Here is a 25659-nt window from a genome sequence, read left to right as displayed (position 1 = left end):
GGTAATATTTGTTTATTGCATTCAAAAATTTTGTAGGCAGATTATGTGGTCAGAATATGCACTGGAAGTCGTTGATGCCGTGGCGCGCAACGGGAGTTTTAGTTCCGCCGCTCAGGAGTTGCACCGGGTGCCCTCGGCGGTCAGCTATACGGTTCGGCAACTGGAAGAGTGGCTGGCGGTCCCGCTCTTTGAACGTCGTCACCGCGATGTGGTGCTGACCCCGGCGGGAGCCTGGTTTTTGAAAGAGGGCCGCTCTGTCATCAAAAAAATGCAGATCACGCGCCAGCAGTGTCAGCAGATAGCCAACGGCTGGCGTGGGCAACTTCCCATCGCGGTGGACAATATCGTGCGCCCTGAACGCACAAGACAACTGATAGTCGATTTCTATCGCCACTTTGATGACGTGGAGCTGCTGGTCTTTCAGGAGGTGTTCAATGGCGTCTGGGACGCGCTGTCAGATGGCAGGGTTGAACTCGCTATCGGCGCAACCCAGGCGATCCCGGTAGGAGGTCGATACACCTTCCGCGATATGGGCAAACTGAGCTGGTGTTGTGTCGTTGCCAGCACACATCCGCTGGCCGCCATGAGCGGGCCTTTAAGCGATGACACGTTGCGCAACTGGCCGTCACTGGTGCTGGAAGATACCTCCCGCACGCTGCCGAAACGCGTGACCTGGCTGCTGGACAACCAGAAGCGGGTGGTGGTTCCGGACTGGGACTCTTCCGCGACCTGTATCAGCGCCGGACTTTGTGTCGGCATGGTGCCGACGCATTTTGCCAAGCCGTATCTCAATAAGGGGCAGTGGGTGGCGTTGGATCTGGAGAACCCTTTCCCGGACGCAGCCTGTTGCCTGACCTGGCAGCAGAACGATATGTCCCCCGCGCTGATCTGGCTGCTGGACTATCTGGGAGACAGCGAAACGCTGAACAAAGAGTGGCTGCGGGAGCCTGACGAGACTCCCGCAAAAGAGGTTTAACGACGGTAGTCGCGGAAAGGGCCATCCGCAACGGAGCGGCGCTCCACCAGGCGCGGGTGGACTTCAATGGACTGTGACTCTTCGCGCTTATTGACGATACGGTCCAGCAGCATGTTAAAGGCCGTTTCACCCAGAGAATCTTTTGGCTGGTGGATGGTGGTCAACGCTGGCGTAAAGAAGCGGGCGTTGCGCACATTGTCATAGCCTATCAGCGACACGTCCTGCGGTACGCGCAGGCCCATCTCATCCGCAGCGCAAAGGGCACCCATCGCCATGATATCGCCGCCACAGAAGACCGCCGTCGGGCGATGCGCCTGCGACAGAATTTGCTGCATTGCACGGTAGCCGGATTCCGGTTCGAAGTCGCCCTGCACAATCCAGTTTTCCGGCACTTTAATCAGCGCTTCATCCATCGCCTTCATAAAACCGGCCAGACGGCCCGCGCCGGTGTTGCGCTCCATCAGTCCCGGGATCACGCCAATTTCGCGATGTCCGCGTTCGACAAGGTAACGGCCAGCCATATAACCGCCCTCAAAGGCGTTATCAATCACCGTATCGGTGAAGTCGGCTTTGGCTTCGCCCCAGTCCATGACCACCATCGGGATATGACGGTACTCTTCCAGCATCGAGAGCAGGGGATCGGGATATTCGGAACACATCACCAGCAGGCCATCAACGCGTTTTTGCGCCATCATGGACAGATAGGCACGCTGTTTTTCCAGATTGTTCCAGACGTTACCGAGGATCAGGGTATAGCCTTTCTGGAAGCAGTTCTTTTCAACGGCTTCGATAATTTCGGCAAAGTAGGGGGCTTCGCTGCTGGTCGCCAGCAAGCCGATAGACTTGGTATGGTTGACCTTCAGACTACGGGCAACAGCGCTGGGGGAATAGTGCAATTCTTTGATTGCCGCCCACACTGCATTGCGTGTTTCTTCAGCGACGAAACGCGTTTTGTTAATTACGTGTGATACGGTTGTAGTGGAAACGTTTGCGCGTTTCGCTACATCTTTAATTGTTGCCATTAAATCTCACTCCAGACCCAACCTGAACATTAAAATATGCTAAGTAAACGTTTGCCTTTAATCATCCTGTGCGCAACGTCAGGGTTGCGGCATGCCGGGAAAACGCCACAGAGCGTCAGGAAGGGGTCAATGGCCGGTACGATAATCAAGTAAGCGTCGAATTTTGGCTGATCTTAACGAAAAGGGGAAGTATTAAAAGCACATATCACTCTAAATCGTGGGAGATTTTTGCACTCAAGTGTGCAAAAATGCGCTATATCACTTTTTGTGTGGGAATAAAAAGGAGAAAAGTTGATGAGCACCGATCTGAAATTTTCATTAGTGACCACGTTTATTGTTCTGGCTTTAATCGTTGCTGGCGGTCTGACAGCGGCACTGCATTGATTTCCCTCGGGGGAGTGCCTGCTCCCTCGAACCTCCCGCCATATTGTTATCGAATCTGCAAAAGTCTTTTGTATTTTTGTTAACTTCTCTTTTTTTGTGATTGATGTCATGCTTTTGACTCTTAGTTAAGCCTCGCGCCTCATCGCGAAGAGCCGGAGTCATCACTGCATGAAAATTAATTATCCGTTACTGGCGCTGGCCATCGGCGCATTCGGCATCGGTACGACCGAATTCTCGCCAATGGGGCTGCTGCCCGTCATTGCGCGCGGCGTGGATGTGTCCATCCCCGCCGCAGGCATGTTGATTAGCGCCTATGCCGTCGGCGTGATGGTTGGGGCCCCGCTGATGACGCTGCTTCTGTCACATCGTGGACGCCGTAATGCGCTGATTTTTCTGATGGCAATCTTTACGCTTGGTAACGTGCTCTCGGCGATTTCGCCGGATTACACCACGCTGATGCTGTCACGCATTTTAACCAGCCTCAACCACGGCGCGTTCTTCGGCCTGGGTTCCGTTGTAGCAGCCAGCGTGGTGCCGAAGCACAAACAGGCCAGCGCCGTTGCCACGATGTTTATGGGGCTGACAATCGCCAATATCGGCGGCGTTCCGGCGGCGACCTGGCTGGGGGAAACCATCGGCTGGCGAATGTCGTTTATGGCGACAGCCGGTCTGGGCGTTATCTCGATGCTGAGTCTCTTTTTCTCGTTGCCGAAAGGCGGTGCCGGGGCGCGTCCGGAAGTGAAAAAAGAGCTGGTGGTGTTAATGCGTCCTCAGGTGCTCTCCGCGCTGCTGACTACCGTGTTGGGGGCGGGCGCTATGTTTACGCTGTATACCTATATTTCGCCTGTCCTGCAAAGCATCACCCATGCGACCCCGACCTTCGTGACCGGGATGCTGGTTCTGATTGGCGTGGGCTTCTCCATTGGTAACTACCTTGGCGGCAAACTGGCCGATCGCTCGGTTAACGGTACGCTGAAGGGCTTTTTGCTGCTGCTAATGGTGATTATGCTGGCTATCCCCTTGTTGGCACAAAATGAACTGGGGGCGGCGGTCAGTATGGTGGTCTGGGGGGCGGCGACCTTTGCGGTGGTGCCTCCGCTGCAAATGCGCGTCATGCGTGTGGCTCACGAAGCGCCAGGCCTGTCGTCTTCCGTGAATATCGGCGCTTTTAATCTCGGAAATGCACTGGGTGCTGCCGCGGGTGGGGCCGTGATTTCTGGCGGGTTAGGCTACAGTTTTGTTCCTGTGATGGGGGCGATTGTGGCAGGTATGGCGCTGTTGTTGGTGTTTGTCTCGGCGAGAAAACAGCCTGAACAGGTGTGCGTCGCAGGTTAACAGCAGAACAAAAACGCAGAAGGGACACCCTTCTGCGTTATCTTTTTTACGCGGCGAAGTTCTTCGCGACAAACTCCCAGTTCACCAGCGCCCAGAAGTGCTCCAGGTAGCCAGGACGCGCATTGCGGTAGTCAATGTAATACGCATGCTCCCACACGTCGACGGTCATCAGCGGGGTGGCGTCGGTGGTCAACGGCGTGCCGGCGTTAGATGTTGAAACGATAGCCAACTTGCCATCCTTTCCTTTTACCAGCCAGGTCCAGCCGGAACCGAAGTTCTTAATCGCCGCATCGGTAAACTGCGCTTTGAACTCCGCAAAGCTGCCGAAAGAGGCGGCAATCGCGTCAGCCAGTTTACCGGTTGGCTCGCCGCCCGCATTCGGCGCCAGGCAGTTCCAGTAGAATGTGTGGTTCCAGACCTGAGCGGCGTTGTTGAACACGCCACCTTCGGAGCTGCGTACGATCTCTTCCAGTGATTTTCCTTCAAAGGCGGTGCCTTTGATCAGGTTGTTCAGGTTGGTGACATAGGTCTGATGGTGTTTGCCATAGTGATATTCCAGCGTTTCGGCGGAAATATGCGGCGCAAGCGCATCTTTGGCATACGGTAGTGCAGGTAATTCGAACGACATTGCTTCTCTCCTTATTATTAATAGTATTTCGCGCAATAACCTTATTGTGCGTAAGGATAGGGTAGCAAATTGAAAGGTGAGACAAAAGATGAACTTACCCTGTTGCGTTAACAACAGGGTAAAGTTTTAACGAATGGTTTTGGGGGTCATGACCCGGCGAGCGCCAACGTAGTGGCGTTGCCAGTAATCTTCGCTGAGCGACGTTATCTGGATTTCCTGGCCGCTGCGCGGCGACTGGATAAATTTGCCGTTGCCGACATAAACGCCAACGTGATCGGCGGTGCCGCGTCCCTGAGTGCGGAAGAACACCAGATCGCCATTTTTTAATTCTTCACGGTCAATCGGTGCGGCATCACGCAGGTGATACATTTCATTTGCCGTGCGCGGAATACGGAATTTCACGAGATCTTTATAGGCGTAATAGACCAGACCGCTGCAATCGAAACCGGTGCGCGGCGACGTGCCTCCCCAGCGGTACGGTTTGCCAATCTGGCTCATTAATTTGTTCATCGCCGTGCTGGTCGCTTTTTGCACTTTGACTTTATGTGCATCCGCAATCTTGCCTGGCACTGTGCTCTTCACTTTGATACACGTCGGTTTGTGACCTTTGCGCGGGGTGCATTTCTCGCTCCAGGTGACGGAGGCTGTCTTTTTCGTCGCGACGGTTTTTCCTTTGCGGCTGGCTGTTTTGCTGGCTTTAGCGGGAGCGGTAATTTTTTTCTTAGAAGAAGAGGCGGTTTTAGTACTGGATTTGCTGGTGGTTTTCTTAACGGTTTTTTGACTGGTTTTATTCGTTTTTTTCGCTGTTGCCGTACTTTTCTTTTTGTCGCTGGCTTTCTTATTATGCGAAAGATCAGCGGTGTCCCTAGCTTGCTTGGACGCATGTGCCATCGGCATAAAGGGAATCGTTGTAAATAGTAAAGCACAGAGCGTGAGGGAAAGTCGGTTTATCCGCGCCACTGAGCATTCCTCTGTTAAGGCAGGTCGCAATCATACCTGCGTGTGATTTACAAAACCTGATGATTCTAATCTATAGAAACGGATAAAGTTAATAGCTTTTATTGTTAAAAATGCGGTTTCGCTATTGAGTGCAAAAAAAAACAGCAGCCAAAGCTAAATTTGGTTATTTGGCGCGCACTTCTGACATAAGCACCGGGGAAACCATTATTGGGAATGCAACTTAATCGTTCAGACGATAAAATAGTAAAGCGTAATGAAAATGTTATTTTCCGATGTCGCCCTGAACCGCTACAATGTCAGACGACTGCCGTAAAAGAAGTTAAGGAAGCAAGACAATGAGCACCACTATCGAAAAAATCCAGCGCCAGATCGCTGAAAACCCGATTCTCCTGTACATGAAAGGTTCTCCAAAACTGCCAAGCTGCGGGTTTTCAGCCCAGGCTGTGCAGGCGCTTTCCGCCTGTGGTGAGCGTTTTGCCTATGTGGATATTCTGCAAAACCCGGATATTCGCGCTGAACTGCCGAAATACGCGAACTGGCCGACCTTCCCGCAACTGTGGGTTGACGGTGAACTGGTTGGCGGCTGTGACATTTTGATCGAAATGTACCAGCGTGGCGAACTGCAGCAACTGATCAAAGAGACCGCTGCAAAATACAAATCTGAAGAATCAGATGCTGAGTAATCAGTAGATGGTTAAGAGGAGCTTTCCCGTGTCAGGGTAAGCTCCTTTTCATTTCTGCCGCTCTGCTGCACCCTCGGCATGTCTACCCCCAGTCAAGTCCCTGCGGCGAACTGGAAAACCCGACCTCCCGAAGCAGGGTAAACAGACGGGTTTGCCGGACCGGTTTATCGTTAACTTCTGTCAGGGTAAAACGAAGTCGCGGCTCACGGCGTAAAGCACTCGCCAACGCCCTGAATATTTCCGCTGAAATCGTCTCCTCATTTTCGCTCCAGACCATCATCTTTTTCCCGCCCTGAGCGAGATACAGCCGCAGCTGGCCGGCAGAAATAACGACAAATGCGCCATTACGGCGTCCAGGGACCAGAGACGACGGATGCGTCGGCCACGGCAGAAGCGCGCCCCAGGGATTGGCCGGGTCGTTTGCGGATAACGCCACCGCCGTAAAAGCCTGATGTTCAGTATTCGATGAGGTAAGATCGCGAAGGCGATCGATAGTAGGCCGCTCGGCAAACTGCGCACCGCCCATTCCCTCAACGAAACGCCCTCGTAGAATGCGTCCCGAATCCTCCATGCTTCGACACAGGGTCTGCATGGCAGGAAACCCCCCAGGGACATTCTCCGCAATCACCGCCTGCCGACCGATCACGCCGTAGCGATCGAGCATATTCTCCGCGCAGGCCAACATTCGCTCGGTATCATTTAACGTCTCTCGCGGCAGCAGTGACCAGCGTCCGGCCAGCGCAGGAGTGGTGTAAGAAACCGGTACGGAAACTGACGTGGGGCGAGTTGAGGCATAGACAGGGCGTCCACGACGCATACGCGGTGAGCGTCGCGACGGCTGACGTGACGCAGAGACAGTGCGCGACAGGCCTCGTAGCGGGGCCCAGATATCGGTTGTGATGTACCCTTGCCAGACCAGCCCCCAAAGGGCCTCATGCAGCGTGGCTGGCGTTATCCACTCATCATTGCCAGACCTTTGCGTCCGGGCCTGAATCAACGCACTGAGTTGCTGTGCAAACCATGCGCCGCCGCCTGAGAGGACGTCTAAAATGGCGCGCTGTAAGTCTGAAAGTGACTCGCTGTCACCGGATGGCGGGGAAAGCGTCTCCGCCAGATAATCCCGTAGATGCAGTACCACTCGTCCGTCATCATCACCCAGTTTCTTTTGCCCTGACCAGATGACTTCACCGGTTGCAAGCAGCTCATCGAGCATGTCCGGCGAATAGTCTCTGACCCGGGCAGGGAAAATCTGGCTTTCCCACAGTGAGGCGGGCAGGCCGAGTCCGGCCAGTTGTTCAATAACTCTCGTGACACCGTCACTTCCTTCCAGCATTCCCGCTGAGGACGCCGGGAGGCGCGCCGGGCTGCCGTCGGCGGGTGAAATGAGCCCATGACGTTCCAGCAGCAGGCGGGTGTAGCTCGCCGCCGGGACAGGGCGGGTTGCTTCTCTGGCGGCATGCAGCGAGCGGATGCGCAGCCGATGAAATATGTCTTCATTCACCCACGTTGAAGAACGCGCGTCGTTGGGAGTGGATGACGCCCCCGTCCGCAGTTGGATCAGGACGCCCTCATCGCGTAACTGGCGCAGGAGATCGTCGGCGACGGCTACACCCAACCCGAACGCCTGCGCAATCTGATCGCCGGTAAAGAGCGTATGGGTGCGGCTGAAGCGCATGAAGAGGTCCCGCAGCGGTGTGTTCACCGGATGCAACCATGCAGCCGAAATCGTCGCTGGCAGGCGGACACCCAGTGCATCACGAAGTCTGGCCGCGTCATCCATGCAGGCCATCTGCGCAGTACCTGCAATAACAACCGGGAAAATACGCTTGTCAGCCGTCAGGCCATCGAGCCAGGGCCCGATGTCAGCGATCGTTGCTTCGTGCCTGGCCGCAATATCCTCGATGGTCATTGGCCCCAGTTCGCGCAGCAAATCGTAAACGCCTTCCATTCCCTGGGCTTTTCTGCCCGTCGCCCGCCGCTGAAGTTCATCCTCTACCTGGCGGATAATCTCCGGGTCGAGCAACTCCAGCGGATCGCCCTGGCCTAACAGGTTGCCCAGCAGTTCGCTGTCCAGCGCCAGTACCGAGGCCCGCCGCTCCGCCAGTGGAACGTCGGTGGCGTACATAAATTCCGCGACATAACCAAACAACAGATCGGTGGCAAACGGCGAAGGAGCGGGCGTGGTGACTTCAGATATCTGGATCTCGCCGGTGTTCAGGCGGCGTATGACCTGCTCGAGCGCGTCAAGATCGTAGACGTCCTGGAGGCATTCTCGGGCGGTTTCCAGAATAATGGGAAAGTCAGGATAGCCCGCTGCAATTTCCAGAAGCTGGCTGGCGCGCAGGCGCTGCTGCCAGAGTGGGGAGCGACGTCCCGGCGTGCGGCCAGGCATCAGCAGAGCGCGGGCGGCGCATTCTCTGAAGCGGGCGGCAAACAGCGCCGTGCTGCTGACGGCTTCCCGGACAATGCGCAACAGTTTTTCCGGATCGAACAGAAAAATGGCGGCATCCGGCAGCTTTCCGTCGCTGTCCGGAATGCGGGCGACAATCCCGTCATCGCTGGCGACAATCGACGCGTCAGCCCCCCATTGCGCATGGAGGCGTCCGGCAATCGCAAGGGCCCAGGGGGCATGTACCCGACGGCCATAAGGCGAATGCAGAATGACCCGCCAGTCACCCATCTCATCACGACAGCGTTCAAGTACCAGATGACGGCTCCAGGGGAGCACGCCCGTGGCATTCTTTTGATCGTTAATTAACCCTTTGATATTCGATAAAACATTATCGTCGCGCAGTCGGGGGGAGAGTTGTCGCTCCGCGTTGTCATCGGACAGGGTATGGATGAAATCACCAATACGTTCCCCCAGTTCCGCAGGACGCCCGACGCCTTCGCCGCGCCAGAACGGAAGCCTGGCCGAGCGTCCAGGCGCAGGGACGACGATAACCTGATCGCGGGTGATCTGTTGAATACGCCACGAACTGGCACCAAGCGTAATGATGTCGTTGACGCGAGACTCATACACCATCTCTTCATCCAGTTCGCCCACGCGCCGCGATCCCGCTTGTTCATCCCCTTCGGGGAGCAGCACGCTGAACATGCCACGGTCCGGAATGGTACCACCGCTGGTCACCGCCAGAAGTTGTGCGCCGGGGCGTGCCGTTAATAACCCGGTTTCGCGGTTCCAGATAATACGCGGTCGGAATACCGCAAAATCGCCAGAGGGATAGCGTCCCGCCAGCATATCCAGCGTGGCGTCAAACGCGCCTCTTGGCAGCGCTTTCCATGGAGAAGCCCGGCGGACGAGGGCATACCAGTCATCGACATTGACCGGATCCATGGAAACGGTGGCCACGGTTTGTTGCGCCAGAATATCCAGCGGGTTGCGCGGAGGCGTCAGGGTCTCCAGTTGCCCGGCGTACATGCACTCGACAATCACCGCCGAATCAATCAGATCCCGGCGAGTTCTGGGATAGAATAGCCCCTTCGAGACGCCGCCAACCTGGTGGCTGGCTCGTCCGATGCGCTGCAGGCCGCTGGCGACTGAAAGGGGCGTTGCCACCTGAATCACCAGATCAACGGCGCCCATGTCGATCCCCAGCTCCAGACTTGACGTCGCCACCACACAGCGAAGTTCGCCTGATTTCAGGGCATGCTCCGTGACGGCCCGCTGCTCTTTGGAAACTGAACCGTGATGCGAGCGGGCAATGTATTCTCCGGCGTCCTGCGCCCGATTGCTGGTGGAACCGGTTGACGAGTCATAGTGTACGGGTTCCGCCTGCGATTCAGGGGGGGCGTGTCGTCGCGAGAGATAGAGTTCATTCAGACGAGCCGTCAGTTTTTCCGCCAGCCCGCGCGAGTTGGTGAAGACAATAGTGGAGCGATGGCGAAGGATTTGATCGAGAATACCGGATTCAATGCGCGGCCAGACGGAACCTTCTCTGCCTTTGTGAATGGCATCGCTGCTGTCACTATTATCGGCTAAGACGTCATCCAGATTGGCGGCAGGTGCAACAATGCGGATATCCGGGTGACGAGTCGCGGGGGGATTGACCACGGTAACCGGGCGATCGCCGCCCAGAAAAGCCGCAACCTCCGTAACGGAACGCACCGTCGCCGACAGACCAATACGCTGCGCCGACCTCGTCAGAAGCGCATCCAGTCGTTCAAGGCTGAGCGCGAGGTGCGCACCACGTTTTGTGCCTGCCACCGCGTGTACTTCATCGACGATCACCGTTTCAATCCCGCGCAGCGACTCTCTGGCGCGCGAGGTGAGCATCAGATAAAGCGACTCCGGCGTGGTGATCAGAATATCGGGCGGATGACGACTGAGCTTCGCACGCTCCTGAGGTGGCGTATCTCCTGTACGGATACCGACCCGAATGGTCACCTCTGTCGCGCCGCATTTCTTCCGCTCTTCGCTAATCCCCTGAAGGGGAATTTGCAGATTGCGCTGAACATCCGTGCCGAGGGCTTTTATCGGAGAAATATAGAGGATGCGGGTGACTTTCTTTTCTTTGCCGGAGAGCGGCGTCGTGGGCTTTTCCTCACCTTCACGAAACAGGCGATCCAGTGCGTAGAGAAACGCGGCAAGGGTTTTCCCCGAACCGGTCGGGGCGATCACCAGCGCATGTTGATTCGTCGCGGTAACGGCCCACGTTTGCGACTGCACCAGCGTGGGATGCTGAAATGCCGAGATAAACCAGTCGCGGGTCGCCTGCGAGAAAATATCCGGCAGTGGGGGCGACGCATTGTTTGCTGACATGTTCCCTGTCCCTTTTGCGGTGTTGGCGGATCAAGACCTTTTTACAGAATAGCGGGAAATAGGCAGGGTGTATTGATACTGGTCAAATATACAGTGTCGGGGTGGGGGTGGCACGACCTGATAAACCACGTTATCAGGCCATATCATCAGGCTTCTTCAGGCAGGGGTAACGGCCAACCGCCCAGACGCTTCCAGCGGTTGACGATTTCGCAAAACAGCACGGCGGTGCGCTCGGTATCATAAAGCGCAGAGTGCGCCTGGGTACCGTCAAACTCCATGCCTGCCGCAAGACACGCTTTGGAGAGCACCGTTTGTCCGAGAGCAAGCCCGCTCAGGGCGGCGGTATCAAACGTCACGAACGGATGGAACGGGTTGCGCTTGAGCGACGCTCGCTCGGCGGCAGCCATCATAAAGCTATGATCGAACGTCGCATTATGCGCCACCATGATGGCGCGACTGCAACCGCTGTCTTTAATGCCTTTGCGCACCATTTTGAAAATGGCGTGCAGGGCGTCATATTCGCTCACCGCGCCACGCAGTGGGTTAGACGGGTCGATACCGTTAAACGCCAGCGCTTCTGGCTGCAAATTCGCGCCTTCAAACGGCTCCACGTGGAATTGTAGCGTGCTGTCCGGCATCAGCCAGCCTTGTTCATCCATTTTCAGCGTGATGGCGGCGATCTCAAGCAGCGCATCGGTTTTGGCGTTAAATCCAGCCGTTTCAACATCAATGACGACGGGATAGAAACCACGAAAACGGTCGCACAGACCGGTAAGTTGAGCGTTATCGGACATCAGGGTCTCTTAGTACGGAAAAATTGCAGCGCGCATTATGCCAAATTTTGTTGCTGACGGGAATGGTAGAGGGGAAAAGCGGACATCGGATATTGCGTACCGGGATATCGACATCCCGTAGAGCAGGTTGAAGCATCGTCAGGCTGCTTGTGGGCATTTTCTTCTCCTTCAGATTGCAGAGCGCCTGTTCATAAAATCAAAAAAATATATTTTGTATTCCTATTTTTTATCAGCATTATTCAGTGTTGAGGGCTTAGGTGAACGTGTTATCAATTTAATTGAAGGAATGGTTAGTTAATCTCACTTGCCTATTACGTGAATTAATATCTGATATTGTCTCTGGTTAATTTTGTGTTTAAGTAAAGTGTCCGCATTGTGAATTGTCCAAAAATAGACTGAACATTTATTACCGTCGGCTTACTGTTGATATATAATATTATTATGTTGTTATGGCTATTGTACTGACGCTAAAGATATTCTTTTGCATATGATGACTAAAATTGCTCGGAATTGCGAGTTGTCGGAGTATAAAATATAATAGCGATAAATAACATGAAGAATCCTTACAGATAACACTGGCGAGTGAGTGCTAAGTTTTAGGGATGATTGATACTCAATAAACACTCTTGTTATACGTTGGAGAGATAAATGAAATTGCGTAAGTTATATATGGTGATGTTTGCCTGTGCGATAGTGAGCTTATCTGGCATCAATACCGCGAATGCAGCAACGGATAAAGGGACAATCAAATTCGACGGGGAAGTTATTGCGTCAACTTGTGATGTATCCGTTGATGCGACGGGCCCGACTGGTACGGTAACTCTGGATAAAGTGTCAACAGAAACCATCGCGGGGGTTGGCACGACAGCAAAACCGAAGCCTTTCACCATTTCCGTTTCGAGTTGTGCGCCTAGCGCGACAGGTATCGGTGTTAATTTCGGTGTGGCAACGGGAACGCCGGATACCAATGGTAACCTGGCGAACGAAGACGCAACGCCGACGAAAGTCAGTCTGCAATTGGTTGATGTGGCTAAATCAAATACTGCGATTGATTTAAATGCGGACCAGAGCGGTGGGTCGAAATTTGACATCGATGCCAGTGGGAAAGGTTCGCTTGAATATGTCGTGCAATATTACAGTAATGATGCGGCTCCGGCAGTCGGTAAAGTCACCGCTAATGCCACCTATGAACTGTCGTATCAGTAAATAAGTCACACAGAGTGTTGTTAACAAATGGGTGCTTCTGGATTAATTTAATGAAACGTTCTCAATTTTTATGTCAGATGTCATTAATGATGACACTGTTTGGTTTCAGCACTCTCTCATTTGCTGGTCTGGTATTAGACGGGACTCGTGTTATCTATCCTGCCGGCGAGAGTGAGGTCACTGTACGAATGAAAAATACAGGAAGACTGCCGGTTCTGGCGCAAAGTTGGATCGATAACGGTGTCAAGAACGTGACACCCGACAAAATATCATCGGTCTTTGTCTTAACACCGCCAATTAACCGGGTGAATGCGGGGAAAGGGCAGACCTTGCGGATCAGTTTGCTTGCCGAAAATACCCTGCCGCAGGATAAAGAGTCTGTGTTTTATCTGAATGTATTGGCTATCCCAGCAAAATCGAAAGACTCCATTGACGCAAGCCAGATCAATATTGCCTTCAAAACACGCATCAAGCTTTTCTATCGTCCAGACTCACTCAAAGGCAACGCTAATGATGCGCCCGATTTACTGCGCTGGCATATTAACGGTAGCAGTGTCACAGCGACGAACCCAACACCTTATTATGTTACGCTGAGTGAAGTGAGTTATACATCGGGTGGGAAAAAAGTAGCGGCCTCAGGGCAGATGATTACACCGGGAGGAACCCGCGATTTTAATTTCAACGGTGTGAATCAGATAAATAGTGTAGATTCTATCGAATATGCTTCAATCAATGATTTTGGTGGGTTGAATAAGTATAAAGTAAAAAAATAATTTATTCTCCGGTGATATTGTTATGCGCTTACTTCATGTGTTGTGTTGCGTTAATATTGTGCTCCCGTTGCAATATGCTGTTGCCGAAACAACAGACGCTACCTCGATGGGTGTGGCCGGGAATTATGAATTTAATGATGCTTTTGTGAATCGTTCAGGTGCGCAAACAGTGGACCTGAAGCGATTTTCAAACGGTGCCAGTGTATTACCCGGTATCTATAAAGTCATTGTCACGCTGAACACTGAAAAATTAACGATTTCGAATATCGAATTCCGGGCAGGGGAAAATGATGCTGTTGATGCCTGTATTCCGGGAAATGTCTTTGAACTGATCAGTTTTAAAAAAGAACAGATTAAATTCACGCAATGGGACGGACTGACCGACAGTAAGAACTGCACACGTATACAAGATATCATTCCGGAGGCAACACAGGAATTTGACAGTGAAGCCCAGCAGCTAAATCTCTCTATCCCGCAAGTTTATATTAATAAACTTCCGCGTGGTTCTGTGCCCCCGTCAATGTGGGATAGCGGGATTCCCGCCCTGATGCTGGGATACAATATGAATGGCTACGAATCTAAAAACAGCAGTTATGAATCGAAGTCATTATATGCCTCGATCAACAGTGGTCTGAATATTGGCGCATGGTACCTTCGTCATAATGGTTCCTGGAACTGGATGCAGGATCAAGGCGGTCACTACAATGTCCTGAATACCTATGTGCAACGGGATATTCCCGCTATCTGGGGGCGTCTGGCTGCCGGGCAACTCAATACCAGCGGACAACTGTTTGATACATTACCCATCAGTGGGGCGCAGGTTGCCAGTGATGAGCGTATGTTGCCACAATCGCAGCGCGGCTATGCCCCCGAAATACGGGGTGTGGCGAGAACGAATGCGAAGGTCACGGTTAAACAGAGCGGTCAGACGATTTATGAAACCACCGTTTCGCCCGGTGCGTTTGTGATTAGCGATCTGTATCCGACCGGCTATGGCGGCAACCTGGATGTGAGTATTGAAGAAGCTGATGGTTCGCAACAGAACTTTTCCATTCCTTATTCTTCAGTGTCGCAATTACTGCGTCCCGGAAGTAACCGGTACAGCCTCAGCGCCGGGAAACTGCGTAGCAACAGCGTATCGGACGACCCTGTTTTTACGGAAGCTACCTGGCAACAAGGTTTCACGAACATTCTGACAGGGTACGGAGGCGTTCAGGCAAACAAGGATTATCAGGCGATAAAAATTGGCACCGCCTTAGGTTTTCCCATTGGCGCCATTGCGTTTGACGTTACCCAATCCAAAGCGCGTCTTCCCGGCCGCGGCGACATGTCCGGTCAGAGTTATCAGATAAGTTACAGCAAGCTGATTAATGAAACGAACAGTAATATCACACTGGCCGCGTACCGATTCTCCAGCAGTGGCTATATGGATTACCTTACGGCGATGGAAACTCTGGATGATCTTCATCATGGTGATGACGGTAATCATATCCAGCGACAAAAAAACCGCTTTACGCTTAATCTGAGTCAGGGACTGAAGGACGGATGGGGTCAGTTATACATCAGCGCCAGCATGGAGAACTATTGGAATAAAGGATCTGTAGAGCGGCAATATCAGATCGGTTATTCCAATAGTTATAAATGGTTGAATTATAGCCTGAACATCAGTCGTAGTCAGGACGAGTGGGGCACATCACAAACCAGCTATTTTCTGAATTTCTCGCTTCCGTTGTGGGAAAGCCACGATATGGGGACGTATGCGCCGCAGCTCAGTATGAGTTATAACCAGGATTCTTCTGGCTCGGCCTCAGAACAGGCGATTATTTCGGGTAATCTCGGTGAACAGAACCAGTATACCTGGTCGGTGAGCGGCAGTCATGACGACTATTCGGGAACAAGCGGCAACGTTGGTGGGTCATATAAAGGCAGCCTTGCGTCACTTTCTGCAACTTACAGTGAAGGTCGTGATTATCACAGTGCGTCGGTTGGGATGTCCGGTACGCTGGTTGCGCATTCTGGCGGTATCACGCTTTCACCCTACACGGGCGATACGTTCACCCTGGTAGAGGCGAAAGGGGCTGAAGGAGCGGCAATACCTTCTTATCCCGGCGTGACCATTGACCGTTTTGGCTATGCTCTGTTTCCGTCAACCAATCCTTATCAACTAAATGATGTCGTTATTGATCCAAAAGGGATATCTGAAAACGCCGAACTGGAAAACACCTCGCAAAAAATAGTCCCGCGCTATGGCGCAGTGGTGAAAGCGAAGTTTGATGCCCGCCAGGGGCGGCCGGTTTTAATTCAGGCGGACTTTTCCGGCAAAACATTGCCGTTCGGTGCGGATGTTTTTGATGATAACGGTGTCAGCGTCGGGGTGGTTTCGCAAGGGAGCCTGATTTATGCCCGCGTACCCAATGATAAAGGCAGCCTGCATATTAAATGGGGGGATGATGACAATGAACAGTGTCATGTCAATTATGCTCTTGCACCAGAATCGGAAAAAACAAAGAAAACAGCGTTGAAACCGTTTGTGGAAAGTTGTAGATAAACGTCCGGCACACAATGGATAACAGGAATATATGACAGCAATTATTTTAATTCTAAACAGAGCATTGAGCTACTCACTACGAATAGTAATAATGTCAGTTATTGCATTATCGTTGTACGGAATACCCATAGACGTACACGCCAGCTATACATCTTCATGTGCTACCGAACACGACATGAATGCTAAACCTGCTAATGTAACAATAGCTGTCAATGATTCCTCGGAATATCCTGTAGGGTCGCTGGTGGGGGAAGCCTATGTTGATAATTTGGAATCAGCATTTACATTCACGGGGGTAAAATGTTCCGCAAATGGGACATCAACTTGGGCATACAGTAGTAACATAGGCCAATCTATAGGAACATATTCAGCCCCAGAAGGAAATTTACCTGTATATCGACTGCCAAATAACTTTAATTATGGATATGCGATGGCAATAGGCGATCCTAATCTTTCCTATCACGGCCTAGGATGGGCTTCTTCCTCTACCGAGTTATGGTCAGATCCCGGGGTTATTTACCAGGGAGCCTTGGGAGTGAAATACAAAATATATTTCGTCACGGCACAAGCGTTGTTTCCAGGAGAGCATCTTATCCAAAATTCGAATTTGGCATACGTATGTCTCTCATCGTCAGATGTAAGGAATACGGGTGATATGTGTGCAACTATTTCGTCATCAGAGTTTACCATTTCTGTTAATTCAGGCGGCTGTGATATTAATGCTGACACCCCCTCAACGGTTAATTTGAGGCGTATTAATGCCAGTGACTTGCCTAAAAAAGGCGATGTCGGTAATAACGTGGATTTTACGATCAGCCTCAAGTGTAATGCGGCCACCACCGTCAATATGACGCTGACCGATCCTAACGGCGGCGACGCTGAAAATGGTGTGCTGTATAGCGATAAAGGGGACGGATTAGCGGAAAATGTGGGTGTTCAGATTTTGTCAGCCAAAGACGGAGGGCAAACGCCGCAAACCGTTCATCTGAACGAAACTTTTACAGTGGGGAATGCGAGCGAAGGGCAGTACAGTATTCCGATGGCAGCCAGATATTACAGAACGTCAGACAGCGAAATTGTCGGTGGGAAAGTCTCGGCGTCGGTCGTTTATGAATTGTCCTACCAATAAATACATCGCGTGTCGATAAAGGCGGGCGCGTCGTGCGCCCGCGAATACTCAGTTGCCCAGCCCGCGACCGGCATCTTTCTCTTCGATCAGTTCGATTTTGTAACCGTCCGGATCTTCAACAAATGCAATAACGGTCGTGCCGCCTTTCACCGGGCCGGCTTCACGGGTGACGTTTCCGCCGTTCTGACGAATGCGTTCACAGGCTTCGGCCGCATTATCCACGCTCAGGGCGATATGACCGTAAGCGGTGCCCAGTTCGTATTTATCGACGCCCCAGTTGTAGGTCAGTTCAATCACCGCTTCATCACTCTCTTCGCCGTAGCCGACGAACGCCAGAGAGTATTTGTATTCCGTGTTTTCACTGGTACGCAGCAACTTCATGCCCAGGACTTTAGTGTAAAAATCAATGGAGCGTTGCAGATCGCCAACGCGCAGCATCGTGTGAAGTAAACGCATGTTTTGTCCCCTTAAAAATGGTCAATACATTCAAAATGTTGTTTTAGTATAGCGGCGTTTTTACGCCGCTATCAATGCAGTAATGCGGATGGGGGGATCAGAGCGTCGGGTAATCGGTATAACCTTCCGCGCCGCCGCCGTAGAAACTTTCGCTGCGCTGTGGGTTGAGTTCGGCTTTACGTTGCAGGCGCGCGACCAGATCCGGGTTAGCGATGTAATCGCGCCCAAAGGCGACAGCATCGATCAGTCCTTTCTCAATTAAGGTTTCTGCTTTTTCTGGCGTATAGGCGCCGGCACCGATGATCGGACCGTGGAAACGAGCGCGCACTTTTTCACGGAACGCGTCGGTATACGGCTTGCCGCCCGCCCAGTCGGGTTCAGACATGTGCAGATAAGCGATGCCGCGTTTACCCAGTTCTTCAATCAGATACAGCGCATCGGCTTCTTCGTTCGGACCATTGTCAACGTTCTGGAAGGTGCCGACAGGCGAGACGCGAATACCGATACGGTCCGCACCCCATTCTTTTATGCCTGCATCAACCACTTCCAGCACCAGACGTGCGCGATTCTCTACGCTGCCGCCGTACCGATCGTTACGATGGTTAGAAGAAGGGGAAAGGAACTGGTGCAGCAGGTAACCGTGCGCGGAGTGCAGTTCAACCAGATCGAAACCGGCTTCACGCGCATTGGCGATCGCCTGGCGGAAATCATTGACGATGCCCGGAATCTCATCGATTTCCAGTGCACGAGGCATTGAGGTATCTACGCGGATCGCCTGACCGTGTTCATCACGCAGGGAAGTACGGGTACCGGCACTGATAGCCGATGCTGACACCGGCGGTTGACCGCCCGGTTGCAGGCTGGAGTGAGAAATACGGCCTGTGTGCCATAACTGAACGGCGATATGACCGTTTTCAGCATGGACGCCCGCGGTGATTTTCTTCCACGCGGCGATTTGCTCATCGCTGTGCAGACCCGGCGCGCCGGCGTAACCCTTCGCCTGTGCGGAAATCTGTGTTGCTTCGCTGATGATAAGACCCGCGCTGGCGCGCTGGCGATAATACTCGGCCATTAACGGAGTCGGGATGTCGCCAGGCTCAATACTGCGCAAACGCGTCAGAGGAGCCATAAAAATACGGTTTGGTGCGGTGATCGCGCCCACTTTCAGTGGGGTAAACAGTTTATCAGATGACATAATATTTCCCGTTATAAATAGACCGGTCGTCTAGTGAGAGAGTAAATAAAACGCCTGTTAAGCACCAGGCGTTGCAATAATACGTTCCACATGTGCCAGCGCATTTTCCAGCGGGGTGGCACTGCGCGAAATTTTGGCCTGCAGATTCGCTCCCAGCCACAGCGCGTAGAGAATTTGCGCCTGTTGCAGCGGCTCGCCTGCAAACGTCAAACAATGACTGTCGCGGCCTTTTTCCAGCGCCTGCGCCAGGATCGTCATAATCTTTCCGGCGCCCTGGTCCATCGCGGTGCGCATATCTTCCGACAGATCGCACACTTCGGCGGAAAGTTTAACCGTCAGGCAGCCGCTGATGATCCCTTGCTGGCAAAACTGGTTCAGAGTTTGCTGATAATAAGCCAGAATGCGATCGCGATAATTGCCAGGGCCCGTGTCAAAATGTGCCGCCAGCCGCTGATGATAACCGGCAAAGTGACGTTCCAGCATCGCGACGCCAAAGGCTTCTTTGGATCGAAAATAGTGATAAAACGATCCTTTCGGCACCCCGGCGGTTTTAAGCAACTCGCTCAGTCCCATACCGGTAAAGCCCCGCTGCATGCAAAGATGCTCACCGGTAGCCAGTAAGTGTTCGCGAGTATCGTATTCAGTTTGCTTGTTCATGGCAGGGAGTGTAATAGACCAGTCGGTCTAATGCAAGTCAGGTTGCCAGAAAGCGTGTTTACGTCTTCAATAGAATGAAGACCTGATTAAGAGGAAAGGGCGTGGCAGAGCAGTTAGAGTTTTTCCCCGTGCAGAGCCCGTGTCGGGGAATTTGCCAGTCAGATGAGCGCGGTTTTTGCCGGGGGTGTCTGCGCAGCAGGGAGGAGCGATTCAACTGGCAAAACATGAGCGACGGACAAAAACAAGACGTGCTGCGGTTATGCCGCCAGCGTCTGCTGCGTAAATTACGCGCAAATAAACCTGCGGCGCCAGAAGAACCTCAACAGCCTTCACTCTTTTAAGCCACTAATTGTATATACTCGCAGTAATTTACTTCACGAGGAAGCTGTTATGGTTCAGCGTATTACTCTTGCACCGCAAGGCCCGGAATTCTCCCGCTTTGTCATGGGATACTGGCGACTGATGGACTGGAAAATGTCCCCCCGGGAGCTGGTGAGCTTTATTGAAGCGCACCTGGATTTAGGTGTCACCACCGTGGACCATGCGGATATTTACGGTGGTTATCTGTGCGAAGCCGCTTTTGGTGAGGCGCTGAAACTGGCTCCTCATCTGCGCGAGCGCATGCAGATCGTCACCAAATGCGGTATCGCCACCACCGCCCGCGCGGAAAACGCGCTTGGCCACTACATCACTGACCGCGATCATATTGTGAAAAGCGCGGAACAGTCGCTGACTAACCTGGCGACTGACCATCTGGATCTGCTGTTGATCCACCGTCCGGACCCGCTGATGGATGCCGATGAGGTCGCTGAAGCCTTCAAACACCTGCACCAGAGCGGTAAAGTGCGCCATTTTGGCGTCTCCAACTTTACCCCCGCACAGTTCACGCTGTTGCAATCGCGTCTTCCTTTCACGCTGGCGACCAATCAGGTGGAGATTTCACCGGTTCACCAACCGCTGCTATTAGACGGCACGCTCGATCAACTTCAGCAACTGCGTATTCGTCCGATGGCCTGGTCCTGCCTCGGTGGCGGGCGCCTGTTTAATGACGATGCGTTCCAGCCACTGCGCAACGAACTGGCGGTCATTGCACAAGAACTCAACGCCTCGTCCATTGAGCAAGTGGTTTACGCCTGGATACTGCGTCTGCCGTCGCAGCCGCTGCCGATCATCGGCTCCGGTAAAATTGAACGCGTTCGCGCGGCGGTGGAAGCGGAGTCGCTCAAAATGAGCCGTCAGCAGTGGTTCCGTATCCGAAAAGCGGCGTTGGGGTACGACGTACCGTAATCGCTAAATCATGGTTCTGCGTTCAAAATGGTGTCACTGGTTTACACTTAACCGACATGCATACAGAACGGAGGTCCTATGAAGCGATTGAGTCTGGCTGTGTTAACCCTGTTAGCCTGTACGGGCGCGCAAGCCGCCAGTGAGACGGTGGAGATGAATCTGGTCACCTCGCAAGGCGTTGGGCAGTCTATCGGGGAGGTGACCATTACCCAAACGGAGAAAGGGCTGGAGTTTACGCCGGATCTGAAAGCGCTGCCGCCGGGAGAACATGGTTTTCATATCCATGCCAACGGCAGCTGTCAGCCCGCGATTAAAGATGGCAAAGCGTCTCCTGCTGAGTCCGCAGGAGGACATTTTGACCCGCACAAAACCGGTAAACATGCCGGACCGGATGGCGAAGGGCACCTGGGCGATCTGCCTGTGCTGGTGGTTAATAACGAAGGTAAAGCCATTATTCCCGTCACGGCAACACGCCTGAAATCCCTGAATGATGTCAAAGACAAAGCGCTGATGATCCATGTCGGCGGCGATAATATGTCCGATCAGCCTAAACCGCTGGGCGGCGGCGGGGCGCGTTACGCCTGTGGGGTGATCAAGTAATCAGGATGTGAGCGTTCCTTCTGGCGGCGCTTGTTCCAGTTGAGAAAGTGAGCAATACAGCCGCCAGATGATGGCTGCCAGTTCTTGCGCAGCCGGCTGATGATGATGCGAAAGCGTCTCACAGATGCGCAGCAATTCGGTGAGCGTGGCGGCGAGGGGGCGCTGCTGGACACCGCGCTCATTCATTACATCGCGTAGTAACGAAATACAGATATCCCGCACGCGCGACAGCGGATCGGAGCGCGATTCCCAGGCGCGAAGCTGCCAGACCACGTGTGAACAGTTGAGCAGCACCACGCCCCAGCGTAAAAGCCAGCGTCTGGCCAGCGCATCCTGGCTGTTGCTTAGCTGGCTGATGTGGTGATACGTCAGCGACTCAAACTCGTTTTCACTGTGTGCAGGATGGCGGCTCAGTTGGTCGACAAAACTCCGGCGTAACGCGCGGATATGACGGCGACTTTTACGCGCATCCGATCCCGGACGCAAGATGGCGAAAGCAAGCCAGGACAAGGCGACTCCGACGATCTTGGCGGTGTTGTCATTAAGGAAATCAGCAAAGTCATAGACGGGCGGATTGGTCACGGCGATAAACGATCCCATAAAGACAATGAGTTGTCCCCAAAGCCCCGCCAGTTTTGGCATCTGTAGCTTAAGCAGTTGCATGGTGGTCAGCAGGGGGAATAAAAACAGTAAGAATTCCCACAGTTCACTAATCTGCACCATCAGGCCAAACTTCACCACAAAGCTGAACAGCGATAACAACACCAGCGTACGCATCAGCAGCGTCAGTGATTTAAACGGCGTGGCAACGGCAGAGTAGAGCACGCAACTGATGGCGGCCAGCGTCAGCGCCCCCGAACCCGATTCCCACTGTGACCCAATGCTCCAGGCGCCAATCACCGTCAGCGTGACGAAAGTACGCAAACCGCTCCAGAGCGCTTCAGCATTATCAGTGTGTCGCGCCAGCGCAGGCGCACGGGGAATATGGACAGGCGTCAGTGCCCCGCCATTTTCGATCAGGTATAACTGATGGCTGGTGCGCAGATAGAGACGACAGAAGTAACATAACCGCTGCCAGAAGGCGACATGACGGTAATCAGCCCCGTTAGCGGGGGCAAGCGGGGCAATAATTCGAGCGATGGTGTAACTGTCCGTTTGCGAGCGGGCCAGGGCCGTCAAAAGTTGGTCAATGACATCACGCGTGTGGGCTGGAGGATTTGGCCAGTTAAGCAACATCCTGCGCAGGCTTGAGATGACGCTGGTCAGGCGCAACTGATGATGCAAGAGGGCATTCAACAGCGCATTCTGGCGACGAAAGCGGTAATGGCTCCAGAAGGCCTGGATACGCAGTAAGTTCATCGTCAATATTTGCCCGATCACCCCTTCGTGGGCAGAGCGGATGGCGTCTGTAGTCTCGGGTTGCCACAGCAGACTGGCATGTTCCAGCAAGCGTGCATGCATATTCTTCAACGCCGTCAGCAACGCGGTGCCATCGGAGGTGCTCGGCAGGATCATCATCATCGTGCCGCCGCAGAGGATCCCGACAATCACTTCACAGACGCGCGCCTGCGCGATATCCCAGAGTTGAGTGATTTCAACGATGTTGACCATCGGGAAGGCAATAATCGCCGCCGTGTAACCGGCAAGCTGAAAAGCGTAGGCTACGTTGTTGGTAAACTGCGCACAGGCCCAGGTACAAAAACCAATCCAGGCGGACATGCTCAGCAGAAAAAGCCACGGCTCGTTGAGAGTATGCCCGGCGAGAATCAACGCGGCGGTTGCGCCGAGCAAACTCCCGGCAATACGCCCGAGGCTCTTGCTGATAACGCCGCCGACGGTGGGAAAACTGACCACCGCGGCAGAGGTCATGGCCCAATAGGGTTCATCCAGGTTCAGATAATAGGCGAACGTCAACGCTAGACACATCGCGAGGGTATTACGCAATGCATAGCGCCACTGCCCGGCCGTCGCTTTCAGCCACGGCGTTTTGCTCAGATAGCGGTACAGGGAGGACATTTATTTGCCGATCGCTACGCTACAGGTCGTGCCGGAAACGAGCGTCACGTCATGCGGTAGTTGATCAAACTCGATACGTACCGGTACGCGCTGCGCCAGACGCACCCAGGGCACGTTAGGTTTGATATCCGGCACCAGTCCGGAATCGCTCTCCACGCTTTGGTCGTAAATGGCGCGACCGATGCTGGATACGTGACCCTGTAACTGAATATTGCCGCTGTAGAGCGTTATTCTAGCAGGCGCGCCCTCGCGGATATGACGCAACTTGGTTTCTTCAAAATACCCCATCACATAGAAGGAGTGGCTATCCACCAGAGCAAACAGCGGTTGCCCGGTGGTGGCGAAATCACCGGTACGCGTCGACAGATTGGTTATCCAGCCGGAGACCGGGGCATGGACATCCGTCTGCGCCAGTTGCCACTGCGCCTGTCTGAGCGTCGCCTGAGCGACGTCCACACTTGCCTGCATCGCTTTGACGTTCAGATTCGCGGTGTCTAACTCTTCTGCAGAAATGACGTTCTGCGATAAACGGCGGCGGCGGTTGGCTTCATTGTTGGCCTTTGCCAGTTCCGATTGCGCTTTAGCCAGTTGAGCCTGTGCGTTGAGTTCGGCGATATGAAAAGGGGTCTTATCAATGCGAAAGAGCAGATCGCCCGCGTTGACGAACTGGTTATCCTTTACCTGGAGATCGACGATGGTGCCAGACACCTGGGGGGTAATGCTGACCTGCTCGGCGCGCACCTTACCATCACGCGTCCAGGGCGATTGCATGTAATAATTCCACATAAACCAACCCGCCAGAACGGCGAGGGCAGCAATCACAATTGTGGAGAAATACTTCAGTGTTTTCAGCGTCATAATTACCACGCAACCAATAGAAAAAGACCCGAACAGACGCAGAGGGCAAAAATCGACAGATCCATCAATAATGGATGCCAAATTTCACCGGAGTAGATGCGTTCGCGCAGCAGGCGATGGATGAAAAGCCAGAGGAAAAATCCCAGCGCGAAGGCCTTGAACAGCGGCGGGAAATAAACAGATGCGCCAATCACCAGGTCTTGTAAGGGCATCCCTGTAGTATTGAGTGCGGAGGTCACAAGCAATAGTCCTTTGCGTCAGGTTACGTGTATACAGGTTTAGCAAAAACCTGCATGACGAGCGCTTTTTTCGCGTAATGTCTGAAAAATATGTCTGGCGGTAACCAATTGCAGCAATACATTTGTTTTAGCAATACAATTGCTGCACACTATTCTAAAATCAGTATAATATCTTAGCAAGCTAATTATAAGGAGATGAAATTGGAATCGCCATTAGGTTCTGATCTGGCACGGTTGGTGCGCATTTGGCGTGCTTTGATAGACCACCGTCTTAAGCCTCTGGAATTGACGCAGACACACTGGGTAACGCTGCATAATATTCATCAATTGCCACCGGATCAATCACAGATACAACTGGCAAAAGCGATTGGCATTGAACAGCCGTCACTGGTACGTACGCTGGATCAGCTCGAAGAGAAAGGGCTCATTTCGCGTCAAACCTGTGTCAGCGATCGCCGTGCTAAACGTATAAAGCTAACGGAAAAGGCAGAGCCGCTGATTGCCGATATGGAAGCGGTTATCAATAAAACGCGTGGTGAAATTCTGGAAGGGATTACTGCGCAGGAAATTGATCTGCTGATCAAGCTGATCACCCGACTTGAACACAATATTATTGAGCTCCAGTCGCACGATTAAAATCATGAAACGTGTGGTCAGGATCTGACCACACGTTAATTCACTTAGCGCGGAGAGACAGTAACCTGACGACCGTTGCTGGCCAGCACGACACGCTGTCCTGCAGAGAAACGCGTATCCCCTTGTTTCTGAACAACCATGATGGTGTTGCCATCATCCTTGCGGATTTCCAGCTCAACGCCCTGCGTTTTGTTCATCGCGCCCTGTACGCCTTGACCGGCAACGCCACCAGCGACAGCGCCTGCCGCGGTTGCCAGGGAACGACCCGTACCACCACCGACAGTATTCCCCAGGAAGCCGCCGAGCACGGCACCGCCAATGGCGCCGATCACGTTTTCATTATCACCGGCCTGAATTTTGACCGGACGGACGTTCACAATCGTACCGTAGGTGACATTCTGCACCTGCTTCGCTTCGGAGGCGGTGTAGACATCGCCTGAAAGGCTATCTGTGTTGGAACAACCCACCAGAGACAAGCCTGCCAGTGAAACGATCAGCACACGTTTAATCATCTA

At 53.1% G+C, this 25659-nt stretch carries 23 protein-coding genes and 1 pseudogene; 12 read left to right on the top strand and 12 right to left on the bottom strand.

Annotation, left to right across the window (positions count from 1 at the left end; all coding sequences use genetic code 11):
- Nucleotides 1–43 precede the first annotated feature (43 nt).
- Nucleotides 44–976 carry a DNA-binding transcriptional activator PunR gene (gene punR / locus QQZ17_RS07590; RefSeq protein ID WP_152404843.1) on the top strand — a complete coding sequence of 311 codons (933 nt, stop codon included), beginning with the start codon at nucleotides 44–46 and terminating at the stop codon, nucleotides 974–976.
- Here punR and purR read toward each other — a convergent pair.
- The gene (gene purR / locus QQZ17_RS07585) at nucleotides 973–1998 is read right to left on the bottom strand and encodes an HTH-type transcriptional repressor PurR (RefSeq protein ID WP_042319232.1); all 1026 of its coding nucleotides are present in this window, start codon (nucleotides 1996–1998) and stop codon (nucleotides 973–975) included. The two genes, punR and purR, sit on opposite strands and share 4 nt — an antisense overlap.
- 294 nt (nucleotides 1999–2292) lie before the next feature.
- On the opposite strand from purR, the gene cydH reads away from it, so the two are divergent.
- Together cydH and QQZ17_RS07575 are read left to right on the top strand one after the other, a co-directional pair.
- Complete coding sequence (gene cydH / locus QQZ17_RS07580) at nucleotides 2293–2382, top strand: cytochrome bd-I oxidase subunit CydH (RefSeq protein WP_086512609.1); 90 nt, start codon at nucleotides 2293–2295, stop codon at nucleotides 2380–2382.
- Between the two features lie 168 nt (nucleotides 2383–2550).
- Nucleotides 2551–3717, top strand: coding sequence for an MFS transporter (locus tag QQZ17_RS07575; RefSeq protein ID WP_152404841.1), 1167 nt, complete (start codon nucleotides 2551–2553; stop codon nucleotides 3715–3717).
- Between the two features lie 46 nt (nucleotides 3718–3763).
- On the opposite strand, the gene sodB is transcribed toward QQZ17_RS07575, so the two are convergent.
- Together sodB and QQZ17_RS07565 are read right to left on the bottom strand one after the other, a co-directional pair.
- Nucleotides 3764–4345 (bottom strand): superoxide dismutase [Fe], encoded by a 582-nt coding sequence (gene sodB, locus QQZ17_RS07570; RefSeq protein ID WP_061077390.1) that lies wholly within the window; start codon nucleotides 4343–4345, stop codon nucleotides 3764–3766.
- A gap of 126 nt (nucleotides 4346–4471) precedes the next feature.
- Nucleotides 4472–5305, bottom strand: coding sequence for a C40 family peptidase (locus tag QQZ17_RS07565; protein WP_152404840.1), 834 nt, complete (start codon nucleotides 5303–5305; stop codon nucleotides 4472–4474).
- A gap of 335 nt (nucleotides 5306–5640) precedes the next feature.
- On the opposite strand from QQZ17_RS07565, the gene grxD reads away from it, so the two are divergent.
- Complete coding sequence (grxD, locus tag QQZ17_RS07560; protein WP_042319226.1) at nucleotides 5641–5988, top strand: monothiol glutaredoxin 4; 348 nt, start codon at nucleotides 5641–5643, stop codon at nucleotides 5986–5988.
- 82 nt (nucleotides 5989–6070) lie between these two features.
- Here the strand turns inward: grxD and QQZ17_RS07555 are convergent, their stop codons facing one another.
- Both QQZ17_RS07555 and rnt read right to left on the bottom strand, forming a co-directional pair.
- Nucleotides 6071–10750, bottom strand: a complete 4680-nt coding sequence (locus QQZ17_RS07555; RefSeq protein ID WP_152404839.1) for an ATP-dependent helicase — start codon at nucleotides 10748–10750, stop codon at nucleotides 6071–6073.
- Nucleotides 10751–10896: 146 nt separating this feature from the next.
- The gene (rnt, locus tag QQZ17_RS07550) at nucleotides 10897–11544 is read right to left on the bottom strand and encodes a ribonuclease T (RefSeq protein WP_102601897.1); all 648 of its coding nucleotides are present in this window, start codon (nucleotides 11542–11544) and stop codon (nucleotides 10897–10899) included.
- A gap of 648 nt (nucleotides 11545–12192) precedes the next feature.
- On the opposite strand from rnt, the gene QQZ17_RS07545 reads away from it, so the two are divergent.
- The 4 genes from QQZ17_RS07545 to QQZ17_RS07530 are packed head-to-tail and all read left to right on the top strand — an operon-like array spanning nucleotide 12193 to nucleotide 17200.
- A complete protein-coding gene (locus QQZ17_RS07545) occupies nucleotides 12193–12750 on the top strand; it encodes a fimbrial protein (protein ID WP_152404838.1) in 558 nt (185 codons plus the stop codon).
- A 50-nt stretch (nucleotides 12751–12800) separates the two neighbouring features.
- Nucleotides 12801–13523: a fimbrial biogenesis chaperone gene (locus tag QQZ17_RS07540; RefSeq protein WP_152404837.1), complete on the top strand. Its 723-nt coding sequence runs from the start codon at nucleotides 12801–12803 to the stop codon at nucleotides 13521–13523.
- 22 nt (nucleotides 13524–13545) lie between these two features.
- Complete coding sequence (locus QQZ17_RS07535; RefSeq protein ID WP_152404836.1) at nucleotides 13546–16071, top strand: fimbria/pilus outer membrane usher protein; 2526 nt, start codon at nucleotides 13546–13548, stop codon at nucleotides 16069–16071.
- A gap of 31 nt (nucleotides 16072–16102) precedes the next feature.
- Complete coding sequence (locus QQZ17_RS07530; RefSeq protein WP_152404835.1) at nucleotides 16103–17200, top strand: fimbrial protein; 1098 nt, start codon at nucleotides 16103–16105, stop codon at nucleotides 17198–17200.
- A gap of 48 nt (nucleotides 17201–17248) precedes the next feature.
- Here QQZ17_RS07530 and gloA read toward each other — a convergent pair whose 3' ends face one another.
- From gloA to QQZ17_RS07515, 3 genes are all read right to left on the bottom strand, one after another.
- On the bottom strand, nucleotides 17249–17656 hold the full coding sequence (gloA, locus tag QQZ17_RS07525; RefSeq protein WP_152404834.1) for a lactoylglutathione lyase: 408 nt from the start codon (nucleotides 17654–17656) through the stop codon (nucleotides 17249–17251).
- A gap of 97 nt (nucleotides 17657–17753) precedes the next feature.
- Nucleotides 17754–18851, bottom strand: coding sequence for an alkene reductase (nemA, locus tag QQZ17_RS07520; RefSeq protein WP_152404833.1), 1098 nt, complete (start codon nucleotides 18849–18851; stop codon nucleotides 17754–17756).
- 57 nt (nucleotides 18852–18908) lie between these two features.
- Complete coding sequence (locus QQZ17_RS07515) at nucleotides 18909–19508, bottom strand: TetR/AcrR family transcriptional regulator (RefSeq protein WP_152404832.1); 600 nt, start codon at nucleotides 19506–19508, stop codon at nucleotides 18909–18911.
- Between the two features lie 101 nt (nucleotides 19509–19609).
- On the opposite strand from QQZ17_RS07515, the gene QQZ17_RS07510 reads away from it, so the two are divergent.
- The 3 genes from QQZ17_RS07510 to sodC all read left to right on the top strand — a co-directional run bounded on the left by QQZ17_RS07510 (nucleotide 19610) and on the right by sodC (nucleotide 21395).
- Nucleotides 19610–19849, top strand: coding sequence for a DUF1289 domain-containing protein (locus QQZ17_RS07510; protein ID WP_152404831.1), 240 nt, complete (start codon nucleotides 19610–19612; stop codon nucleotides 19847–19849).
- 49 nt (nucleotides 19850–19898) lie between these two features.
- Nucleotides 19899–20795, top strand: coding sequence for an aldo/keto reductase (locus QQZ17_RS07505; RefSeq protein ID WP_152404830.1), 897 nt, complete (start codon nucleotides 19899–19901; stop codon nucleotides 20793–20795).
- A gap of 78 nt (nucleotides 20796–20873) precedes the next feature.
- A complete protein-coding gene (sodC, locus tag QQZ17_RS07500) occupies nucleotides 20874–21395 on the top strand; it encodes a superoxide dismutase [Cu-Zn] SodC (protein WP_152404829.1) in 522 nt (173 codons plus the stop codon).
- Here sodC and QQZ17_RS07495 read toward each other — a convergent pair.
- The 3 genes and pseudogenes from QQZ17_RS07495 to QQZ17_RS07485 form a co-directional block, all read right to left on the bottom strand.
- Nucleotides 21371–23411, bottom strand: a pseudogene (locus QQZ17_RS07495) (FUSC family protein). The gene sodC and the pseudogene QQZ17_RS07495 sit on opposite strands and share 25 nt — an antisense overlap.
- Nucleotides 23412–24269, bottom strand: coding sequence for an efflux RND transporter periplasmic adaptor subunit (locus QQZ17_RS07490; RefSeq protein WP_152404827.1), 858 nt, complete (start codon nucleotides 24267–24269; stop codon nucleotides 23412–23414). It lies immediately after the preceding pseudogene.
- Between the two features lie 2 nt (nucleotides 24270–24271).
- On the bottom strand, nucleotides 24272–24481 hold the full coding sequence (locus tag QQZ17_RS07485) for a DUF1656 domain-containing protein (protein ID WP_152754576.1): 210 nt from the start codon (nucleotides 24479–24481) through the stop codon (nucleotides 24272–24274).
- 222 nt (nucleotides 24482–24703) lie between these two features.
- On the opposite strand from QQZ17_RS07485, the gene slyA reads away from it, so the two are divergent.
- Nucleotides 24704–25144, top strand: a complete 441-nt coding sequence (gene slyA / locus QQZ17_RS07480; RefSeq protein ID WP_080949892.1) for a transcriptional regulator SlyA — start codon at nucleotides 24704–24706, stop codon at nucleotides 25142–25144.
- Nucleotides 25145–25188: 44 nt separating this feature from the next.
- Here slyA and slyB read toward each other — a convergent pair whose 3' ends face one another.
- Nucleotides 25189–25656, bottom strand: a complete 468-nt coding sequence (gene slyB / locus QQZ17_RS07475; protein WP_046480503.1) for an outer membrane lipoprotein SlyB — start codon at nucleotides 25654–25656, stop codon at nucleotides 25189–25191.
- Nucleotides 25657–25659: the final 3 nt, after the last annotated feature.

The sequence above is a fragment of the Citrobacter sp. T1.2D-1 genome, assembly GCF_950098555.1.
Classification (GTDB): domain Bacteria; phylum Pseudomonadota; class Gammaproteobacteria; order Enterobacterales; family Enterobacteriaceae; genus Citrobacter_A; species Citrobacter_A telavivensis.
Note: the sequence above shows the minus strand (reverse complement) of the source record. Positions and strands in the feature narration are given on the sequence as shown.

Bases quoted from the DNA above. Each gene is read 5' to 3' on its own strand.
- punR (WP_152404843.1), top strand. From the start codon at position 44: ATGTGGTCAGAATATGCACTGGAAGTCGTTGATGCCGTGGCGCGCAAC.
- purR (WP_042319232.1), bottom strand. From the start codon at position 1,998: ATGGCAACAATTAAAGATGTAGCGAAACGCGCAAACGTTTCCACTACA.
- cydH (WP_086512609.1), top strand. From the start codon at position 2,293: ATGAGCACCGATCTGAAATTTTCATTAGTGACCACGTTTATTGTTCTG.
- QQZ17_RS07575 (WP_152404841.1), top strand. From the start codon at position 2,551: ATGAAAATTAATTATCCGTTACTGGCGCTGGCCATCGGCGCATTCGGC.
- sodB (WP_061077390.1), bottom strand. From the start codon at position 4,345: ATGTCGTTCGAATTACCTGCACTACCGTATGCCAAAGATGCGCTTGCG.
- grxD (WP_042319226.1), top strand. From the start codon at position 5,641: ATGAGCACCACTATCGAAAAAATCCAGCGCCAGATCGCTGAAAACCCG.
- QQZ17_RS07555 (WP_152404839.1), bottom strand. From the start codon at position 10,750: ATGTCAGCAAACAATGCGTCGCCCCCACTGCCGGATATTTTCTCGCAG.
- rnt (WP_102601897.1), bottom strand. From the start codon at position 11,544: ATGTCCGATAACGCTCAACTTACCGGTCTGTGCGACCGTTTTCGTGGT.
- QQZ17_RS07545 (WP_152404838.1), top strand. From the start codon at position 12,193: ATGAAATTGCGTAAGTTATATATGGTGATGTTTGCCTGTGCGATAGTG.
- QQZ17_RS07540 (WP_152404837.1), top strand. From the start codon at position 12,801: ATGAAACGTTCTCAATTTTTATGTCAGATGTCATTAATGATGACACTG.
- QQZ17_RS07535 (WP_152404836.1), top strand. From the start codon at position 13,546: ATGCGCTTACTTCATGTGTTGTGTTGCGTTAATATTGTGCTCCCGTTG.
- QQZ17_RS07530 (WP_152404835.1), top strand. From the start codon at position 16,103: ATGACAGCAATTATTTTAATTCTAAACAGAGCATTGAGCTACTCACTA.
- gloA (WP_152404834.1), bottom strand. From the start codon at position 17,656: ATGCGTTTACTTCACACGATGCTGCGCGTTGGCGATCTGCAACGCTCC.
- nemA (WP_152404833.1), bottom strand. From the start codon at position 18,851: ATGTCATCTGATAAACTGTTTACCCCACTGAAAGTGGGCGCGATCACC.
- QQZ17_RS07515 (WP_152404832.1), bottom strand. From the start codon at position 19,508: ATGAACAAGCAAACTGAATACGATACTCGCGAACACTTACTGGCTACC.
- QQZ17_RS07505 (WP_152404830.1), top strand. From the start codon at position 19,899: ATGGTTCAGCGTATTACTCTTGCACCGCAAGGCCCGGAATTCTCCCGC.
- sodC (WP_152404829.1), top strand. From the start codon at position 20,874: ATGAAGCGATTGAGTCTGGCTGTGTTAACCCTGTTAGCCTGTACGGGC.
- QQZ17_RS07490 (WP_152404827.1), bottom strand. From the start codon at position 24,269: ATGACGCTGAAAACACTGAAGTATTTCTCCACAATTGTGATTGCTGCC.
- QQZ17_RS07485 (WP_152754576.1), bottom strand. From the start codon at position 24,481: ATGCCCTTACAAGACCTGGTGATTGGCGCATCTGTTTATTTCCCGCCG.
- slyA (WP_080949892.1), top strand. From the start codon at position 24,704: ATGAAATTGGAATCGCCATTAGGTTCTGATCTGGCACGGTTGGTGCGC.
- slyB (WP_046480503.1), bottom strand. From the start codon at position 25,656: ATGATTAAACGTGTGCTGATCGTTTCACTGGCAGGCTTGTCTCTGGTG.